19 protein-coding genes and 1 pseudogene are annotated in these 19,228 nt (G+C 66.7%); 12 read left to right on the forward strand and 8 right to left on the reverse strand.

The window, feature by feature from the left end; translation table 11 throughout:
- Positions 1-140 precede the first annotated feature (140 nt).
- Complete coding sequence (gene glgC / locus A5728_RS00465; RefSeq protein ID WP_064845190.1) at positions 141-1,385, reverse strand: glucose-1-phosphate adenylyltransferase; 1,245 nt, start codon at positions 1,383-1,385, stop codon at positions 141-143.
- A 178-nt stretch (positions 1,386-1,563) separates the two neighbouring features.
- Between glgC and glgA the strand changes: the two genes are divergently transcribed.
- The 6 genes from glgA (at position 1,564) to A5728_RS00490 (ending at position 5,757) form a co-directional block, all read left to right on the forward strand.
- Positions 1,564-2,757, forward strand: a complete 1,194-nt coding sequence (gene glgA, locus A5728_RS00470; protein ID WP_064845206.1) for a glycogen synthase — start codon at positions 1,564-1,566, stop codon at positions 2,755-2,757.
- Positions 2,758-2,834: 77 nt separating this feature from the next.
- On the forward strand, positions 2,835-3,293 hold the full coding sequence (locus A5728_RS00475) for a general stress protein (RefSeq protein ID WP_064845191.1): 459 nt from the start codon (positions 2,835-2,837) through the stop codon (positions 3,291-3,293).
- A 367-nt stretch (positions 3,294-3,660) separates the two neighbouring features.
- Positions 3,661-3,912, forward strand: coding sequence for a hypothetical protein (locus A5728_RS13245; RefSeq protein ID WP_197493030.1), 252 nt, complete (start codon positions 3,661-3,663; stop codon positions 3,910-3,912).
- 487 nt (positions 3,913-4,399) lie between these two features.
- Positions 4,400-4,639, forward strand: a complete 240-nt coding sequence (locus tag A5728_RS13250; protein ID WP_082943118.1) for a hypothetical protein — start codon at positions 4,400-4,402, stop codon at positions 4,637-4,639.
- 291 nt (positions 4,640-4,930) lie between these two features.
- On the forward strand, positions 4,931-5,380 hold the full coding sequence (locus tag A5728_RS00485; RefSeq protein WP_082943119.1) for a DUF3054 domain-containing protein: 450 nt from the start codon (positions 4,931-4,933) through the stop codon (positions 5,378-5,380).
- Positions 5,381-5,475: 95 nt separating this feature from the next.
- Positions 5,476-5,757 carry an Lrp/AsnC family transcriptional regulator gene (locus A5728_RS00490; protein WP_155384267.1) on the forward strand — a complete coding sequence of 94 codons (282 nt, stop codon included), beginning with the start codon at positions 5,476-5,478 and terminating at the stop codon, positions 5,755-5,757.
- A 113-nt stretch (positions 5,758-5,870) separates the two neighbouring features.
- On the opposite strand, the gene trpD is transcribed toward A5728_RS00490, so the two are convergent.
- The gene (gene trpD / locus A5728_RS00495) at positions 5,871-6,926 is read right to left on the reverse strand and encodes an anthranilate phosphoribosyltransferase (RefSeq protein ID WP_064845193.1); all 1,056 of its coding nucleotides are present in this window, start codon (positions 6,924-6,926) and stop codon (positions 5,871-5,873) included.
- Positions 6,927-7,090: 164 nt separating this feature from the next.
- Here trpD and A5728_RS00500 point away from each other — a divergent pair, with 164 nt between their 5' ends.
- The 4 genes from A5728_RS00500 to A5728_RS00515 are packed head-to-tail and all read left to right on the forward strand — an operon-like array spanning position 7,091 to position 11,410.
- The gene (locus A5728_RS00500; protein WP_064845194.1) at positions 7,091-7,729 is read left to right on the forward strand and encodes a heme-copper oxidase subunit III; all 639 of its coding nucleotides are present in this window, start codon (positions 7,091-7,093) and stop codon (positions 7,727-7,729) included.
- A 57-nt stretch (positions 7,730-7,786) separates the two neighbouring features.
- Positions 7,787-8,578 carry a c-type cytochrome gene (locus A5728_RS00505; RefSeq protein WP_064845195.1) on the forward strand — a complete coding sequence of 264 codons (792 nt, stop codon included), beginning with the start codon at positions 7,787-7,789 and terminating at the stop codon, positions 8,576-8,578.
- 58 nt (positions 8,579-8,636) lie between these two features.
- Positions 8,637-9,743, forward strand: a complete 1,107-nt coding sequence (locus A5728_RS00510; RefSeq protein WP_082943120.1) for a ubiquinol-cytochrome c reductase iron-sulfur subunit — start codon at positions 8,637-8,639, stop codon at positions 9,741-9,743.
- A complete protein-coding gene (locus A5728_RS00515) occupies positions 9,743-11,410 on the forward strand; it encodes a ubiquinol-cytochrome c reductase cytochrome b subunit (RefSeq protein ID WP_064845196.1) in 1,668 nt (555 codons plus the stop codon). The genes A5728_RS00510 and A5728_RS00515 overlap by 1 nt, the downstream gene beginning before the upstream one ends.
- Before the next feature lie 108 nt (positions 11,411-11,518).
- On the opposite strand, the gene A5728_RS00520 is transcribed toward A5728_RS00515, so the two are convergent.
- Positions 11,519-11,971: a hypothetical protein gene (locus A5728_RS00520; protein WP_064845197.1), complete on the reverse strand. Its 453-nt coding sequence runs from the start codon at positions 11,969-11,971 to the stop codon at positions 11,519-11,521.
- Positions 11,972-12,164: 193 nt separating this feature from the next.
- Between A5728_RS00520 and A5728_RS00525 the strand changes: the two are divergent.
- Positions 12,165-12,665: pseudogene (locus A5728_RS00525) on the forward strand (hypothetical protein); the annotation flags it as partial.
- Positions 12,666-13,193: 528 nt separating this feature from the next.
- On the opposite strand, the gene A5728_RS00535 reads toward A5728_RS00525, so the two are convergent.
- From A5728_RS00535 to A5728_RS00555, 5 genes are all read right to left on the reverse strand, one after another.
- Positions 13,194-13,598 (reverse strand): cytochrome c oxidase subunit 4, encoded by a 405-nt coding sequence (locus A5728_RS00535; protein WP_064845200.1) that lies wholly within the window; start codon positions 13,596-13,598, stop codon positions 13,194-13,196.
- Positions 13,595-15,316, reverse strand: a complete 1,722-nt coding sequence (gene ctaD / locus A5728_RS00540; RefSeq protein WP_064845201.1) for a cytochrome c oxidase subunit I — start codon at positions 15,314-15,316, stop codon at positions 13,595-13,597. Before ctaD ends, A5728_RS00535 begins: the two co-directional genes overlap by 4 nt.
- Positions 15,317-15,326: 10 nt before the next feature.
- Positions 15,327-16,190, reverse strand: coding sequence for a cytochrome c oxidase subunit II (gene coxB, locus A5728_RS00545; RefSeq protein WP_064845202.1), 864 nt, complete (start codon positions 16,188-16,190; stop codon positions 15,327-15,329).
- Positions 16,191-16,468: 278 nt separating this feature from the next.
- A complete protein-coding gene (locus A5728_RS00550) occupies positions 16,469-16,837 on the reverse strand; it encodes an iron-sulfur cluster assembly accessory protein (RefSeq protein ID WP_064845203.1) in 369 nt (122 codons plus the stop codon).
- Positions 16,838-16,922: 85 nt separating this feature from the next.
- Entirely contained in the window at positions 16,923-18,335 is a 1,413-nt protein-coding gene (locus tag A5728_RS00555; RefSeq protein WP_064845204.1) for a dipeptidase, read from the reverse strand.
- Between the two features lie 105 nt (positions 18,336-18,440).
- On the opposite strand from A5728_RS00555, the gene A5728_RS00560 reads away from it, so the two are divergent.
- Positions 18,441-19,073, forward strand: a complete 633-nt coding sequence (locus A5728_RS00560) for a DUF3043 domain-containing protein (protein ID WP_082943122.1) — start codon at positions 18,441-18,443, stop codon at positions 19,071-19,073.
- Positions 19,074-19,228: the final 155 nt, after the last annotated feature.

The following is a 19,228-nucleotide window of genomic DNA, read 5'->3' on the forward strand; positions in this document are numbered from 1 at the left end:
CCGGGGGCCGGCCCCCCCCCCCCGGGGGGGGCGGCCCCCCGCCCGGGCTCCCGACCGCCCCTCGTCCGCGCCTACACGGCGGGCCCCCCCGGCGGGGGGGGGGGGCCCGCCGAGTGGGTGTCACGGAACGAGAGCCGGACTCAGTTCTGGAAGCGGTAGTTCTTGGGCGCGATCGTCAACCCCGAATCCGTGACCGTGAGCCCGCGGGCGAGGTCGCGCTCGCGGTCCAGGCCCACCGTGAACCCGGGCGGGACGATCACGTTCTTGTCCAGGATGGTGCGGTGCACGGTGGCCCCGGCGCCGATCTGCACGTTCTGCATGAGCACCGATTCGGTCACGCGGGCGTCGTGCTCCACCTTGACCTTGGGGGAGAGCACCGAGGATCCCACGTGCCCGCCGGTGATCAGCACACCGGGGGAGACGATCGAGTCGAAGGCCACGCCGGCCTGACCGTTGGGCCCGCGCACCGTCCTGGCCGGCGGGGCCATGATCTGGTGGGTGTAGATGGGCCAGTCGTAGTTGTAGAGGTTGAATACCGGCAGCGGACGGATCAGGTCCATGTGAGAGTCGTAGTAGGAATCCAGGGTGCCCACGTCCCGCCAGTACTGGCGGTCGCGGTCGGTGGAACCCGGGACGTCGTTGTGGGTGAAGTCGTAGACCATGGCCTCACCGCGGTCCGCGAAGTGGGGCATGATGTCCCCACCCATGTCGTGGTTGGTGTCCCCGCGCTCGTTGTCCGCGCGCAGCGCCTCCACGAGGGCATCCCGGTCGAAGACGTAGTTGCCCATGGACGCGAGGAACGCGTTCGGGTCGTCCGGCAGGGGAGCCGTGGAGTCCGGCTTCTCCACGAACCGCGTAATCTTCGTAGGGTCCTGCGGGTCCGTCTCGATCACCCCGAAGGACTTCACCATCTCCATGGGCTGGCGCACACCGGCCACCGTGGCCTTCGCCCCGGACTCGATGTGCTTCTCCACCATGTCCGAGAAGTCCATCCGGTACACGTGGTCTGCGCCCACGACCACCACGATGTCCGGATCGGCGTCGTCGATCAGGTTCATGGACTGGAAGATCGCGTTGGCCGAGCCCAGGAACCATTCCTTGCCGCGGCGCTGCTGCGCGGGCACCGAGGTCACGTAGTTGCCCAGCTGCGTGGACAACCGCCACGTCTCGGACAGGTGCCGGTCCAGGGAGTGGGACTTGTACTGGGTGAGCACCACGATCTGCAGGTACCCCGAGTTCACCAGGTTGGACAGCGCGAAGTCGATCAACCGGTACCCGCCCGCGAACGGCACGGCGGGCTTGGCCCGGTCCTCCGTCAACGGCATCAGGCGCTTGCCCTCCCCACCGGCCAGAACGATGGCAAGGACTTTCTTGTGTCGTGACATTCGTACCCCTCACTTCCCGAGCCAGTCAGAGCCCTCGCGGACCACAACACGGCGTCGTCTTTGACTGGTCTTCCCCGTCATTGTGTCCCACTCGGCAAGGCGGAACACCGTGTCGCCGGAAGTTTCGCGAACTTTTGCGCACCTGTGTGCGAGCAACCCCGTGCAGTACGCTCGCAGTGTGCGAGTAGACATCCTGAGCAAAGAGTTCCCGCCGACCATCTACGGGGGAGCGGGGGTGCACGTGGCCGAGTTGTCCCGCGTGCTCGCACCGCTCGTGGACCTCAACATCCGCTGCTTCGGCGAACCCCGGGACCCGGACTTCCATGGCGCCCAGGTGCAAGCGTATCCCGTGCCGGGTGAACTGGCCGATGCCAACGCCGCCGTGCAGACCCTCGGGGTGGACCTCACCATGATCGGGGACATCCAGGGCGCGGATCTGGTGCACTCCCACACGTGGTACGCCAACATGGGTGGGCACCTGTCCTCCCTCATGTACGACATCCCCCACGTGCTCTCCGCCCACTCCCTGGAACCCCTGCGCCCGTGGAAGGCCGAACAGCTCGGCGGCGGGTACCGGGTGTCCAGCTTCGCGGAGAAGACCGCCTACGAGGCCGCTGCCGCGATCATCGCCGTGTCCGACGGCATGCGCCGCGACATCCTCGCCTCCTACCCGGACGTGGACCCCCAGCGTGTACGCACCGTGCACAACGGGATCGACGTCAGCCAGTGGGACCGAGACGAGAACACCGACGTCCTGGACGAGTACGGCATCGACCCCACCAAGCCCTCCGTGGTCTTCGTGGGCCGCGTAACCCGCCAGAAGGGCGTGCCCTACCTCCTGCGCGCCGCTCTGCAGCTGCCGCCCGAGGTGCAACTGGTCCTGTGCGCCGGCGCCGCTGACACCCCCGAGCTCGGCGCCGAGGTCAACGCCCTCATCGACCAGCTCAAGACCGAGCGCGAGGGCGTGGTGCTCATCGAGAAGATGCTGCCCCGCCGCGCCGTGATCCAGATCCTCTCCCACGCCACCGCCTTCGCGTGCCCCTCCGTCTACGAACCCCTGGGCATCGTGAACCTCGAAGCCATGGCCTGCGGCGCCGCCGTGGTCGCCACTGCCACCGGGGGCATCCCCGAAGTCGTCGTCGACGGCGAGACCGGCCGCCTGGTCCCGATCGAACAGGTCACCGACGGCACCGGCACACCCTTGGACCCCCAGAAGTTCGTGGACGACTTCGCCGCAGCCCTCACCGACGTGGTCTCCGACCCCGACCGCGCTCACCGCATGGGTCAGGCGGGACGCACGCGCGCGGAGGAACACTTCTCGTGGGAGTCCATCGCGCAGCAGACCCTGGAGGTCTACCGCTCGGTGCTGTGAGCTCTAGATGCCGTGAGCCCGGTTGATATGGTGGAAGCGGGGCGTTTGCATCATACATACCAATTGTGAGGGGAATCATGGCCTACGAGATCCAGACCGCTGCCGCTAAATACGAGACGATCGCCCGCTTCCCCGATTACGCCGAGGCCCAGGCCGTCGTGGACACGCTCTCCGACCGCGAGTTCGATGTCTCCACCGTCAAGATCGTGGGCGAGGGCCTGCGCTCCGAGGAATACGTCACCGGTCGCCTGACCAAGGGCCGCGCCGCGCTCGCCGGCCTGGGTTCCGGCGCGTGGCTGGGCCTGTTCATCGGCATCCTGTTCGGCCTGTTCGCCCCGGCGTTCGGCTGGCTGTCCATCATCCTGTGGTCCGTGGTGATCGGTGCCGTGTGGGGCGTGATCTTCGGTTTCGTGGCGCACCTGGCCACCGGCGGGAAGCGAGACTTCAAGTCCGTGCGCACCACGGCCGCGGACACCTACCTGGTGCAGGTCCGAGCCGAGCGCGCCCACGAGGCCATCACGGTCCTCAACCGCTGACTCCCTGCCGGTCCGCGCCCTCCGGCGCCCTCTCGACCGGTTTGAATAATTGACGACGACGGGCGGTCACCCTTCCGGGGTGGCCGCCCGTGGTCGTGCGCGTTCCGGCACGTCGACTCCGTCGCCGCGCGGGCGGGGCCGCTTCGGCTGCAGAGTATGCGGGTTCGGATCGTCGTTCGCGCAGCAGGGCCCCGGTACAACGGTCAGGCCCGGCCGTCGGAGACGGACCATGGTCCCCAGCCCGTGGTCAGCCGTCGGCCGGGGCCGCAAGCACCCCGGAGAGTAGCGACTCGACGGCGACTGCGAACGCGTCGTGTGTCTCCTGCAGGGAGCGCGAGCGCACGCGGGGGATGGGGGAGCGGGCGACGTGTGTGTCGTTCTTCTCGCTTTCGCATGGCCCACGGCCACGTCCCGGGTGGAGAACCTGCCCGGGGCGGTAGTCGGTTCGCAGGAGCAGGTCGATGCTGTTACCCAGAAGATGCCCGAGCACCTGCTCGAGCTGCACCCGATGGCCAACAGTGAGGACGCGGTCAACGGGATCACGTCGCGGGAGGTGTGCGGAGGGATCGGACTGGGGCACCACAAGAAGGAGTGGGCGCTGCGGTCGGCCGAGGGCTAAGGGTGCCGGCGGGAGAGGCCCAGGGACCGTTCCGGCCACTCCACTTTCGGACTACTTTACATAATGTACATTATCGGTCATGGGGGTACGTTAGTAACGACGCGATATGGGGCGAACCCGATTCAGCCTCTGGGAGGCCTCAGATGGCCGTGAGCTCAGGCGGCGACTCGGCCCCTCGTCCCATGGGTCACCGGCTGAGCGACTCCATGCAAAGCTACGGGACGGCGCGTTGCGTGACGCTTTTGCTCAACGCGTCTAGATACACATCTCGGGTTTCTGCTCGTGTATGTACTCAGTCCGGCGACCTGCGTCATGATGAGGGCACACGCGCTCTGCCAGTACCGACCGTTCGACGTCGCCGAGCGGCTCGAATCCCTCGGCAGGATGCTTCTGGTTCCACCATGACGCGATGTTTCGGACGCAACGAAGCCCATTCTTCTCAAGACTCCAGCGCGGAATAGATTCCACAATACGAAAAGATGCCACCATGGCACGGTTCATGATCTCCGTCTTCCACGATCCGGGCATCCAGTCGTCGGGTAAGGCGTGTCAGTCCGAGGACGACATGCAGCGCGCCTTCGAAGCGGTTGCCACCTTCAACCAGGATCTGCAGGACGCCGGGCAACTGGTCCTCGCCGGCGGCCTCACCCCGCCCGAGGCCACCCATACCGTCGATGCCACGGGTGCAGCTGGCGATCCCCCGCGGTGTTCCCCGGCCCGCGGGTGAGTTCGGGGCCCGCTCTGGGCGGCTGCTGGATCGTGGAGGTCGCCAGTGAGGCCGGCGCTCTGAAACTTGCAGCCAAAGCATCCGCGGCATGTGGGCAGCCCCTGGAGGTCCGTGCTCTCGCGGGGTGAAGACCCCCCGCTGCGGCGACCTCAGCTGGCCCAGTCCATGAGAGCGTCATAGCGCCTTGGGCCGGTTCTTAAAGTTATAGGTGGAACTCGAACTAAATCCTGCGATTCTCACTTTGAAATTCATCCGTTCGGAAGCTTCCAGAACCCGCCATAAACTGGAGACATGAGCTCACAACCCCGTCCCGGATCGGACTCCCGCACGTCAGTGGCCTCTCCCCCGCAATCGCCTCGATCAGCTCCTTCCGCCGAGCGAACCACGAGAGCCTGGCCCGTTTTCCTGGCCGTGGACCTGGGTCTGGTGATCGTCTTCGCCGCCATCGGGCGCTCAGCCCACGGTGAGGACGTCCTGGGCATGCTCACCACCGCGTGGCCCTTCCTAGCGGGGACGCTCATCGGGTGGCTCATGGCACGGGGAGCGCGTCGTCCGGCGGCTGTGGTGCCCACTGGCGTGGTCGTATGGCTGAGCACCGAACTCGTCGGGATGCTCCTACGTGTTCTCACAGGCGATGGCACGGCGTGGTCGTTCGTTCTGGTCAGCCTGGTGGTGCTGGGAGTCTTCCTGGTGGGCTACCGCCTCGTCCTGGCGGGCGTGGCCCGAGTTCGTCGTCGCTGATACGGCCACGACTCCCCTGCCACCGGCCGCTCCGAGACGCCCGCCGCGCCATCGACCCACCGATACAGTGGAGTGACATCGTGGAAAGGAACCCCATGTTCACCGCCATCGTTTTGATCAAGACCTCGTCGGACCGGATCCCGGAGGTCGCCCAGGAAGTCTCGGACATCCGCGGCGTGACCGAGGTCTATTCGGTGACTGGTGAGTGGGACCTGATCGCCGTGGTTCGGGTGCACCAGCACGAACGGCTCGCGGACGTGATCGCCGATCAGCTGTCCAAGGTTGAGGGCGTGGAGTCCACGAACACCAACATCGCCTTCCGCACGTACAGCACGCACGATCTGGATGCGGCCTTCTCCCTGGGGATCGACGACTGACTCCCCGGCCGTAGCACGAACGACGCCGCTCCTCCGGAAACCGGGCGAGCGGCGTCGTCGTCAGATTGTGCGGTACCGCACGGACGGGCCGAGCGGGAGCGACGACCGGGTGGTCACCGCGCGGCGAACTCGACCCACCGGGTGAGGACGTCTCGCGCCGCACCCGAGTCGATGGACTCGGCCGCACGCCCAACGGCGGCCTCGAAACGTTCGGCGAAGGGAGCATCGGCGCTCTCGTCGATGGCGACGAGCCCGGCGGCGGCATTGAGCAGCACCGCGTTACGCACGTGCCCCTGCAATCCGTCGAGGATGTCGCGCACCACGCCGGCGTTGTAGGCAGCGTCCTGGCCGCGCAGATCCTCGATCGTGGCGCGCGGCATGTCCAGGTCCAGGGGCTCGAGCGTGTGCTCGGTGGTCCGGCCATCCCGCACCTCCCAGATCCGGGACGGCGCCGTGACGGTCAACTCGTCGAGCCCGTCACCGCCGCGGAAGACGAGCGCGCGGTCGCCACGGTTCTGGAACACGCCGGCCATCAGCGGCGCCAGGGCCTCGTCCGCGACACCGATCGCCGATGCCTTGACCTTGGCCGGATTGGTGATCGGGCCCAGGAAGTTGAATGCAGTGGCGACCCCGAGGGCCTTGCGTGCGGCGGCCGCGAAGCGCATGGACGGGTGGAAGGTCTGCGCGAACAGGAAGGTGATCCCCACCTCGCGCGCGGCGCGCTGGACGCGCTCGACGGGCATGTCCAGCTGCACGCCCAGGGCCTCCAGGACGTCCGCCGATCCCGATTTGGACGACGACGCCCGGTTGCCGTGCTTCACGACCCGCACCCCCGCCCCCGCGCACACCAGGGCGGACATCGTGGAGATGTTGACGCTCGAGAGGCGGTCCCCGCCGGTGCCCACGATGTCCAGCGCCGGGGCGGGAACGGAGATGGGGCGGGCGTGAGCGACCATGGCGTCCGCGAGACCGTTGAGCTCGGCCACGCTCTCCCCCTTGGTGCGCAGTGCCATGAGGAAGCCCGCGACCACGGTGTCGGGGACCTCGCCCGCCATGATGTTGTCCATGGCCCAGTAGGACTGGTCCCATGACAGGTCCTCGCCGCGGGACAAGCTCGTCAACACGTCTGGCCAGTGGTTGTTCGTGCGGGAGGCGTTCGAGGTAGTCACGGCTTCGACTCTATCGCGCCGTCACTCCGCGTGACGCAGTGCGGTGGCAGGCGGGGGCCGGCGGACGGGAGGGTTGTCCAGATCACACCTCGAGGACGCGACACGATGCGCTGCGGAGGCCGTGGTGGTTGGTTCGCCAGGAGTTTTGGCGACATAATGTCTCTGTGACAACTGCGACTCATACCCCAGCCAAACCGGTGGGCGCGACCATCACTCGCCCCAACCTCACATCCGTGGGCACCATCGTGTGGTTGTCCTCCGAAGTGATGTTCTTCGCCGGACTCTTCGCCATGTACTTCACTCTGCGCGCCACCTCCCCGGAGGTCTGGCACGAGAACACACAGCTGCTCAACGTGCCCATGGCGTTGGCCAACACCATCGTCCTGGTGCTGAGCTCCGTCACGTGCCAGTTCGGCGTCTTCGCCGCCGAGCGGCTCCAGCCCCGGCGCACCGGCGGCATCCTCCAGTTCACCAAGTGGGGCATGACCGAGTGGTTCGCCCTGACCTTCCTCATGGGCGCCGTGTTCGTGTCCGTGCAGGTCTACGAGTACGTCGCTCTCGTTTCCGAAGGCGTCACGATCGCTGCGAACGCCTACGGCTCCGCCTTCTACATCACCACCGGTTTCCACGCCCTGCACGTGACCGGTGGCCTGATCGCATTCCTCTTCATCATGGGCCGCGCCTTCGTTGCCAAGCGCTTCGGTCACTACGAGGCCACCTCGGCCATCGTGGTGTCCTACTACTGGCACTTCGTCGACGTGGTCTGGATCGTCCTGTTCGTGCTGGTCTACTTCATCAAGTAGGCCCCCAGGACCGTTCGCCCATCCAAGTTCTAGAACCGAGTAAAAGGAACGTTTGACGTGAAGGCACTCTCACAAAAGCGCCGCCATCCCATGGCAGCCCTCGCGCTGTTGGTCATGGCTTTGCTTCTGACCGGTGGACTCTACGCAGTTGCCACAACCACCAATGAAGCCAAGGCCGACACCACCACGTACTCGGCTCAGGACGTCGAGGAGGGGCAGAAGCTCTTCATGTCCAACTGCTCCACGTGCCACGGCATGCAGGCCCAGGGCACCAACACCGGTCCCTCCCTGATCGGCGTGGGCGCTTCCTCCGTCGACTTCCAGGTGGGGACCGGCCGTATGCCCATGCAGATGCAGGGCCCCCAGGCGCAGGTCAAGCCGCAGCAGTTCAACGACGAACAGACCAAGCAGCTCTCCGCGTACGTGGCTTCCCTGGGTGCCGGCCCCGCCGTCCCCGAGGAGGAGTACCTCGACATCAGCGAGGGCAACTCCGCCAACGGCGCCAAGGTGTTCCTGGCCAACTGCGCCATGTGCCACAACGCCGCTGGCCAGGGCGGTGCCCTGACCCGCGGCAAGTTCGCCCCCTCCCTCATGGGCGTGAGCGAAAAGCACATCTACGAGGCCATGCAGACCGGCCCGCAGAACATGCCGGTGTTCAACGACGCCAACATCACCCCCGAGGAGAAGCGGGACGTCATCACGTATCTGAAGACCCTCGACAACAACACCAACGTGGGTGGCTTCAGCCTCGGCTCCCTGGGCCCCGTGGCCGAGGGCCTGTTCATCTGGACCATCGGCCTGGTGATCGTCATCGGCTTCACCGTGTGGCTGACCTCGCGCTCCGCCTGAGAGCGCCCCGCCGGTACCCACCGGCACCCGAAACAGTATTCACAGCACCAAGAGAAGAATGAGGGACCACATGGGCGACCATCGTGACGGCACTCCCCACAAGAGCGGGGCGGTTGTCACCTCGGACGGAACGGGCACGGAAAACTTCCCCAACCCGGGGCTTCCACCGCACCGCCCCCGCGTGACGGACGTAGATCCCAAGGCCGCGAAGCGAGCTGAACACCAGGTGGTCCTGCTGTTCCTGCTCTCCATCATTGGATCCATCCTGTTCTTCGTGGCGTACTTCGGTATCCGCGTGGACGGTCCTCTGTACGACGCCGTCAACACCGAGCCCACCGCGCAGCTGCGGTTGCAGAACCTGCTGTTGGGCCTCGGCATCGCCCTCGGCATGTTCGGCATCGGTATCGGGGTGGTCCACTGGGCCCGTACCCTCATGCCGGACCACGAGATCGTGGAGATGCGCCACGACCTGCGCCCGGAAGAGGACCGCGCCGAGGCGCAGGGCATCCTGAACACCATCTACGACGAGTCCGGTGTGCGGCGCCGCCCGCTGCTGCGCAACACGCTGATCGGCGCCGCAGTGCTCATGCCCCTCCCCTTCGTGGGTCTGCTCAAGGACCTCGGTCCCACCGACCTCAAGGTCCTGCGCCACACCATGTGGGACGAGGGCGTGCGCCTGGTACGCGACCCCTCCGGTACCCCCATCAAGGCGTCCGACGTGACTCTCGGTTCCGCGTTCCACGTGGTCCCGGAGAACCTCAGCAGCCTGAGCCACGAAGAGGGCTACCTGGACGAGAAGGCCAAGGCCGTGGTCCTGCTCATGCGACTGGCCCCGGAGGACGTCAACGTCTCCCCCGAGCGCAGTGACTGGAACGTGGACGGCATCTTCGCCTACTCCAAGGTCTGCACGCACGTGGGTTGCCCGATCGCCCTGTACGAGCAGCACACGCACCACCTGCTGTGCCCGTGCCACCAGTCCACGTTCGACCTCACGAACGAGTGCGAGGTCATCTTCGGCCCGGCATCCCGCCCCCTGCCGCAGCTGCCCATTACCGTTGATTCCGACGGCTACCTCGTTGCCCGTAGCGACTTCCACGAGCCCGTGGGACCGACCTACTCGCAGCGCGATCTCGCCGTCCAAGACATGCAGGATGAGGCGAACTAATGTCCACATCAACAGACTTCGAATACCGCCCCACGACCACCACGGGCCGGATCGCCAACTTCGTGGACACGCGCGTGGGCGCCTCCGCGATGGTCAAGGAGTTCGGCCGTAAGGTCTTCCCCGACCACTGGTCCTTCATGTTCGGTGAGGTCGCCCTCTACAGCTTCATCATCCTGTTGCTGTCCGGCACCTTCCTGGCGTTCTGGTTCGACCCCACCATGACGTCCTTGCCCTACAACGGCAGCTACGTCCCCATGCAGGGTGTCGAGATGTCCGGGGCGTACGCCTCCACCCTGCACATCTCGTTCGACATCCGCGGCGGCCTCTTCCTGCGGCAGCTGCACCACTGGTCCGCGCTGCTGTTCGTCATGGCGCTGTCCGTGCACATGCTGCGTGTGTTCTTCACCGGCGCGTTCCGCCGCCCGCGTGAGCTGAACTGGGTCGTGGGTTGCGTGCTCTTCATCTTGGCGATCGTGGCCGGCTTCTCCGGCTACTCGCTCCCCGACGACGTGCTCTCCGGTAACGGTCTGCGCATCGCGGACGCGATCGCCAAGGCCGTCCCGATCGTGGGTACCTACATCTCCATGTTCATGTTCGGTGGCGAGTTCCCCGGCCACGCGATCATCGGTCGCCTCTACATCGTGCACGTGCTGATCATCCCCGCGTTGATCCTCATGATGATCGTGATCCACCTGTTCATGGTCGTGGTCCACAAGCACACCCAGTTCCCCGGTCCGGGTCGCACCGAGGACAACGTGGTGGGTTTCCCCGTGGGTCCCATTTACGCCGCGAAAGCGGGTGGATTCTTCTTCATCGTGTTCGGCATCCTGGCCGCCATCGCCGCGACCACCACGATCAACGCGATCTGGAACTACGGTCCCTACGATCCCTCCCCCGTGCAGGCTGGCTCCCAGCCCGACTGGTACATGGGCTTCTCCGACGGCGGTCTGCGCCTGATGCCCGGTCACTGGCCCTTCTCGTGGGAGGTCAACATCTTCGGTCTGGCGGTTCCGCTGGCCATTCTGTTGCCGCTGATCCCCATGGCCCTGATGTTCGGTGTCATGTTCGCGTGGCCGTGGATCGAGCGTTGGGTGACCCGCGACAACCGCGTGCACAACATCCTGGACCGTCCGCGTAACGCGCCGTTCCGCACCGCCGTGGGCGCCGCCGGCGTCACCTTCTACGCCATCCAGATGATCGCGGCCAGCGGCGACCTCATCGCCACCCACTTCCACGTGGCCGTGAACGACGTCATCTACTGGCTGCGAGCCCTGTACTTCCTGGGCCCCATCCTGGCGTTCATCATCACCCGCCGCTTCTGCCTGTCCCTGCAGCGCAAGGACCGGGAGATCGTGCTCCACGGCCGCGAGTCGGGCCGCATCCAGGCCCTGCCCCACGGTGAGTTCGTGGAGGTCCACGAGCCCCTGGATGAATACCGTCGCTACAAGCTCGTGAACTTCGAGGACCGCGAGGTCCAACCCGCTCGTGCCAATGCCAAGGGCAAGGTCACGGCGAGTGAGAAGATGCGCGGCAGTCTGAGCCGGATCTTCTTCGAGGACCGTGTGGCCCCCGTGACGCCCGCCGAGCTGGAAGCGGCTCACGGTCATCACCACGCCGAGCCCGCCAGCGTCGGCGCCGGCTCGCACAGCGCACAGATCGAGAAGTAGGCCCCGGGCCCAGCTGACTCGATCGCTGATCGGGAGGGCCCGTTCGGATCACATAATCCGAACGGGCCCTTTCCTATGCCTCCAGCCCGGAGCCGGCTGGTCACTGTTCTATGCGCTGGCCTCGGCCTCCGTACGCGGCGTCCCGGAGCTGACGGGCACGGCAAGGGTGACGCTCCCGTCCCCATGGATGGTCTGACGATACGGTCCCACGGCGGTGAGCCCCTTGCCTCGAAGTGCCGTGTCCACCATGAGCCATGCGTCCCCGGTATTGACCGGCCGCTCCCCGAACCGAATGACAGCTGCCGTTCCGGCCCCCGGTAAGGTCACGGGGCGAGTACCCGTCATCGGCTCTCCGACGGCCGCTGTGACCCGAATCAGCGTCCTGTCGCCCGTTCCGTCATAGCAGAGATGCACATCCCGCGATTCGATGGCGCCCTGGCCGTTCAACCGCTCGAGAAGGCGAGCCACTGCCCCCGGGATCTCGGTTTCGTCCCGTACCGCTTCCGACATGCCGTGCAACTCGAGCTCCGGCAGGCCTACCAACGCGAGCCCGTGGGCCATTGCTCCCCCTTCCCCTGCAAGTTTCCGCATGGGTTCCATGGAACCATTTAACCCATGACACGGTGTCAGCCGAAGCGTCAGCCTCATCCCCGCTAGATGGTGGCCGCCGCCACTGTGGGCAAGAGAGCCCCCGTGACCTTCTTCGTGGCCCTTTCGTCCAGCAGGATGGAGGGGTGCTCACCGGTCGGCCAGCATGCTCGTGCAGCAGCGGAGGACAAGGGACTCGGCCCTGTCAGAGCAACCACAACCGGCGGTGTTCTTCGGCCTCGACGTCGGCGAGTCCGACCACCACGCCGTGACCGCGGCCGGGAAGACGGTCTACGACAAGGCACTGCCCAACGACGAGGCCCGGCTGCGCGCGATCCTGGATGACCTGGCCGCCCAGATCACCGCCACCTCCAACCGGCTGCGCGGGATGCTCCCCCAGATCCACCCGGCCCTGGAACGGGTCTTGGGGCCACGGGTCACCCACCCGGCGGTAGCCGACCTGCTCAGCCGCTACCCGACCCCGGCCACACTGGCCGCGGCCGGTGGCGGGCACGTGCGGGCCAGGCTCAAGAAGCACGCACCCAGGCTGGCCGAGCCCCTCACGAATGAGATCCTCGATGCACTGAGCCAGCAGACCGCGGTGGTGGCCGGGACCGAGGCAGCTGCCAGCTCGGCCCGGCGCATCCACCGTCACCTGCTGGATCTCGGGCACCAGATGCACCTGCGCACCGTGGGTCGGTGTCTGGCCCGCCTGGGGATTTCCCGCCTGCGCGATCTCACCCCGGACGGGGATGACCTGCGGCGGCCGCCGCGACGGATCCGTGCAGCATAGCCCGGGCACATGGTCCATCTCGATGTCGTCATGAATTCACCTCTGCTTCCGCGCGGTATTCAGCACATCGGCGTCACCGCGCGCGATCTCGACGCCACCACCCGGTTCATCGTCGACAGACTCGGTGCCGGGGTCGTGTACGACGGCCTGACCGCGGACGGCGAACCACGCCGAGGGCGAAGGGCCGGTCCATGTCAAGGCACCGTGGGGAATGCTCGTGGAGCTCCAGAGCATCCCCGCCGGCCATTACTACCCCGAAGGCTCCACGACGCGGGTGTGGATGCCCGATCCCCGTTCATGAGGGGCGCGGCTGATCGTGAACCCTTCCCCGGTGGGACATACGACGAGGCCCGCACCATCCCATGATGATGCGGGCCTCGTCGTATGGTCAGCGGATGCTGATCAGTGAGCGTGCTCCCCGCGGGAGTGCTCGAAGACCAGACCCAGCAGACCGAGAGCGGCCACCGGGACCGCCAGGCCGATGATCCACCATCCGACCGCCAGCGCGGTCACGAACAGCGCCGAGCCGATGCCGAGCAGCAGGGGCCACCAGCTCCACGGGGAGAAGGCCCCGTAGTCACCAGACATCTCCACGATCTCACCGTCCTCGCGGTCCTCCGGGAGCGTGCCCCCGGTGGACCGCTGCACGAGCCAGAGGTAGACCACGAGCATGAAGCTCATCGCGGCCACGGCCAACAGTGCGGGGAACCCGGCGAGTTCCTGGAACTCGGTGACGAATCCGTAGACCAGGCCCACCACGGTGCAGAACACACCGAGCAGCAGGAACGTCTTGATAGTTGCGCTCATCGTCCGTTCCTTCCGGTGCCGCCCACCAGGGGGGTCTCGGCCTCATATTGCTGGCTGGAGAACGCCGAGAGCTCCGGGTGGTGGAGATCCAGCGCGGGGCGCTCGGAACGGATCCGAGGCAACGAGGTGAAGTTGTGACGCGGGGGCGGGCAGGAGGTGGCCCACTCGAGGGAACCACCAAAGCCCCACGGGTCGTCCACTTCCACCTTCTTGGCGTTGCGGTGGGTGGTGTAGACGTTCCAGAAGAACGGGATCATGGACACTCCCAGCAGCATGGAACCGATGGTCGAGAACTGGTTCATCCAGGTGAACCCGTCCTCGGGCAGGTAGTCGGCGTAACGACGCGGCATGCCGTCCACACCCAGCCAGTGCTGGATCAGGAACGTCATGTGGAAGCCCACGAACAGCAGCCAGAAGTGGATCTTGCCGATCCGCTCGTTGAGCATCTTGCCGGTGAACTTGGGCCACCAGAAGTAGAAGCCCGCGAACATGCCGAACACGATGGTTCCGAAGATCACGTAGTGGAAGTGCGCCACCACGAAGTAGGTGTCGGAGACGTGGAAGTCGAGCGGCGGCGTCGCCAGGATAATGCCCGTAAGACCACCGAACAGGAAGGTGAAGAGGAAGCCGAGCACCCACAGGATGGGCGTCTCGAACGTCAGCGACCCCTGCCACATGGTGCCGATCCAGTTGAAGAACTTCACGCCGGTGGGCACCGCGATCATCATGGTCATGAAGGAGAAAAAGCCCAGGGCCACCGCGCCGGTCACGTACATGTGGTGCGCCCACACGGTCACGGACAGCGCCGCGATAGCGATGGTCGCGAAGACGAGACCCTTGTACCCGAAGATCGGCTTGCGGGAGAACACCGGGACGATCTCCGAGACGATGCCGAAGAACGGCAGGGCCAACACGTAGACCTCGGGGTGACCGAAGAACCAGAACAGGTGCTGCCACAGGATGGCGCCACCGTTCTCGGCGTCGAACACGTGGCCGCCGAGTCGCCGGTCCATACCCAGCGCGAACAGGGCGGAGGCCAGCGGCGGGAAGATCATGATGATCAGCATGGAGGTGATCAGCGTGGTCCAGGTGAAGATGGACATGCGCCACATGGTCATACCCGGCGCACGCATGCACACGATGGTCGTGATGAAGTTCACGCCACCCATGATGGTGCCGAAGCCCTGCAGGCCCAGGCCGAAGACCCATAGGTCACCACCAACGCCCGGACTGAATGTCGTGCTGTTGAGTGGCGCGTAGGCGAACCATCCGAAGGAGGCCGCGCCCTGCGGGGAGATGAACCCGGATACCGCGATGAGCGAGCCGAAGAGGAAGAACCAGAACGCGAGGGCGTTCAGACGGGGGAAGGCCACGTCCGGCGCACCGAGCTGCAGGGGCACGATCACGTTGGCGAAACCGATGAACAGCGGGGTGCCGAACATCAGCAGCATGATGGTGCCGTGCATGGTGAACAGCTGGTTGTACTGTTCCTTGGTCTCGAGGATCTGCATGCCCGGCTGGAAGAGCTCGGCGCGGATCAGCAGAGCCATCACGCCACCGGCGCAGAAGAAGATGAAGGACGAGATCAGGTACATGTACCCGATGGTCTTGTGGTCGGTCGAGGTGAGCCAGTTGACGATCACCCGGCCCTTGGACCGTGGGACAACGCGGGGTGCGGTCGTGGCCGCGTCGTCCCGCGAATATTCGAGCGTAGACATTGCCTATCCCCTAGTTGTTGGACGTTTCGTTGAGGTTCGGGTTGCGGTTGTACTCGTCCCCGAGGATGCCCGTGTTGCCTTCGTCGCGCAGGCGCTGCATCTGGGCGTCGTACTCCTGCTGGCTCACGACGGCCACGTTGAAGAGCATCTCGGAGTGGTACTCACCGCACAGCTCGGCGCACTTGCCGGCGAAGGTACCCTCGCGGCCGGTGGTGAAGCTCATGTAGTTGGTGCGATCCGGGATCATGTCGATCTTTTCGAGGAAGGCGGGCACCCAGAACGAGTGGATGACGTCGCGGGACGTGATCTCCAGCTCGACCTTGCTGTCGGCCGGCAGGTACAGGGTGGGCAGGGTCTCCTCGACGCCGGGCTCGCCCGTGAGGTGCGCCTGGATGCCCTGGTAGTGGACGTTGTCGTCCAGGTAGTTGAAGTCCCACGCCCACTGCTTGCCGTACACCTGGATCTTGACGTCCGGGTTCTCGAAGCGGTCCGTGATGGCCGTTTGCGCGCGGAACGAGAAGAAGAAGAGGGTCACGATCAGGGCGATCGGGACGATCGTGTAGAAGATCTCCAGCGGGGCGTTGTACGCGAGCTGGCGGGGGTAGCCGGTCTCGTTCTTACGACGCCGGTAGGCGACCATGCACCAGAGCATCAGACCCCACACCACGAGACCCACGCCGAGCGCCGCGATCCACGACCCGATCCACAAGTCGATGACCTGATCGGCGTTGTCGGTGGTGCCCCGTTCGGTGGGCAAGAAGCCCAGCTTCGATTGCTCCGAGCAAGCGGTGAGCGAGATCGTCGCCAGGACTGCCACTGCCGAGGCCTTGAGCGCTCGGCGGCGGCGGCTGCCGGTTCGAGTTTGCGAACTCACAGACGGCCCTTCCTCTTTGTGTGTGTGGGTTCCGCATCGGTCCTGCGCGTGGGCACAATGGACGCGTTGCCCGTGGATGGTTCTCCCTAGGAAGCTTACCCCTCCACCCCCGGATCCGCTGACACTGTGTCAGCACGCCGTGTCGCGAGCGGGGCCGTCCGCAGACCCCGCCGATCCCCTCCCCTGCGTGCACCGATGAGCCCTTCGAGCGGGCACGGAAAAGGGGTGCGCACGGACCCCCGTGAGGATCCGAACGCACCCCTGTTCGGTGCGGTCGATCAGTGGAACGAGTCACCGCACGCGCATGAGCCCTGCGCGTTGGGGTTGTCGATCGAGAAGCCCTGCTTAGAGATGGAGTCCTCGAAGTCCACGGTGGACCCGCTCAGGTACGGGACGCTCATCTTGTCCACGATGACCTCCACGCCGTCGAAGCCGCGGACGTGGTCGCCGTCGAGGACGCGCTCGTCGAAATACAGCTGGTAGATCAGACCGGAGCAGCCGCCCGGCTGCACGGCGACGCGCAGCCGCAGGTCGGTGCGCCCCTCCTGCTCGAGCAGGTCGCGGACCTTCTGGGCCGCGGTGTCCGTGAGCAGGACCTCGTGGGTGGGCGTGTCCTGGGTGATCTCGTTGTCGGTGGTGACGCTCATGGTGCTCACTTTCTGTGCGACGCGGGGTTGCGACCCCGGGTTCGGTGGATCCCTTCTGCCTGGTGGAACGCGCCGGCGCGGGGAATCATTCCGCGCTGCGCTCTCCCTGTTGGGCCAGCGCCGCGAGCACGAGGGCCTCGGCGGTGACGGCGTGCAGGAAGTCCCCGATGTGCAGGGATTCGTTGGCGCTGTGGGCCCGGGTGTCCGGGTCCTCGATACCAGTGATCAGGATCTGTGCCTCAGGGTACGCCCGGGTGAGGGTCGCGGTGAAGGGGATGGATCCGCCCATCCCCGCCGTGACGGCCGGACGTCCCCACGCCTGTTCGAAAGCCCACAGGGCGATCTGCGAGCTCACGGCGCCGGTGTCCGCACGGAAGGCGGGGCCGGTCTCCTCGAGCGCGAAGCTCACGTGCGCGCCGAACGGGGCGTTGTCCTCCACGTGCTTGCGCAGCGCCTCCCCCGCTTCCCGCTCGTCCTGGCCAGGAGCGATCCGCAGGCTCAGCTTGGCGCGCGCGGTGGCCGCGATGGTGTTGGAGGCGGTCGCGACATCGGTGACGTCGATCCCCGTAACGGACAGCGCCGGCTGGGTCCACAGCCGCGACGAGATCGAGCCGCGCCCGGCAAGTTGCACACTGTCCAACACGCCGGCGTCCTCGCGGAAGCGGTCCTCGTCGTAGTCCACGTCCGTGTCGTCCTCGCTCAGCAGCCCAGCGACGGCCACGGCGCCGTCGTCGTCGTGCAGGGTCGCGATCAGTCGCGACAGCAGCGTGGGTGCGTCCAGAACGGGCCCGCCAAACATGCCGGAGTGCACCGAGTGGTCCAGCACGCTGACCTCCACGATCCCTCCGACGACGCCGCGCAGGCTCGTCGTGAGTGCCGGGACGCCCACCTCCCAGTTCGCGGAGTCCGCGATCACGATGACGTCCGCGGCGAGCTTGTCCCGGTGCGCGGCCAGGAAGTCCTCGAAGCCGGGCGAACCGGCCTCCTCCTCGCCCTCGATAAACACGGTCACACCCAGGCCCGGGTGCTCGCCGATGCGCTCGAAGAACGCGCGCAGCGCGCCCACGTGCACCATAACGCCGGCCTTATCGTCGGCCGCGCCGCGACCCCAGAGCCGACCGTCCTTCTCCACGGCCTCGAACGGCTCGGTGTTCCACAGTTCGCGCTTGCCCGGGGGTTGGACGTCGTAATGGGCGTACAACAGGATCGTGGGGTACCCGGGTGCCGCGGCCTTGCGAGCGACGACGGCGGGGTGCCCCGGAGCGTCCCCGCGGGGCTCGCGCAGGATCTCCACGCTGTCGAAAGGCAGGTCCCGGAGCAGACCGGCCACGGCCTCGGCACTGCGCTCGAGGTCGGCGGCGTCGAACGAGTCCCACGCGATGCCGGGGATCGCCACGAGAGAGCCGAGTTCTTCCAGCAGGATGTCCCGGGAACCGTCCACGCTCGCCCGGAGGGCGTCAACGGTGTCGGAGCTGGGACGTGTGAAGTCAGTAGCCATGGGCCCAGCCTAACGGCGGGAGCTCGGCGCGCACCGTGGCAAGCCCGTTCGGTTGCCTCCTGTCACGCGCGCGGTGACGTCGTGGCACTCCGGTAGGCTTGTCGGGTGTTTCGACGCAAGAAGTCAGCTGAATCCTCGGGATCCACCGCCGTGGGCGCGCGCGCCACGACCGATCCCGCCGTCCCCACCGACCGCGGTGGGCAGCCCGGTGGCGGGAGGACGCCCGAGGGCAAGAAGGGCCGCCCCACCCCCACCCGCAAGGAACAGGAGGCCGCGCGTCGCCGACCCCTGATCCCGGAGGACCGCAAGGCCGCCAAAGCCGAGTCCAGGATCGCGGAACGGGAACGGCGCGCCCAGGCACAGGCCGGCATGGCCGCCGGAGACGAACGCTACCTGGGCCCGCGGGACGCTGGGCCCCAGCGCCGTTTCGCCCGGGACTGGGTGGACTCACGGTTCAACATCGGCGAGTACGTGCTGATCTTCCTGCTGTTGATCCTGGTCCTGATGTTCCTGCCGGTGCAGTCCGTGGCCATCACACTGATCTGGGTCGTGTACGGCTACATTATCCTGTGCGTGATCGACGCGATCATCATGTCCAACCGACTGCACGCGGCACTGCGCCGCACGTTCGGCACCGTCCAGCCCGGCACCCGCTGGTACGCCGCGATGCGTACCTTTACGATGCGCCGCATGCGCCTGCCCAAGCCGCAGGTGCGCCGGGGCGAGCGTCCCGAGTAACACCCGCAGAACCCGCGAGGGGGGGGGGGCCCCCCCGGGGGGGGGGCCGGGCGGGGGGGCGGCGGGGGGGGGGGGGGGGGGGGGGGGGGGCGGGGGGGGCGGGGGGCGGGCGGGGCGGCGGGGCGGCGGGGGCGGGGCGGGGGGGGGGGGGCGGG

It is taken from the genome of Kocuria sp. ICS0012, from assembly GCF_001665945.1.
GTDB classification, from domain to species: domain Bacteria; phylum Actinomycetota; class Actinomycetes; order Actinomycetales; family Micrococcaceae; genus Kocuria; species Kocuria marina.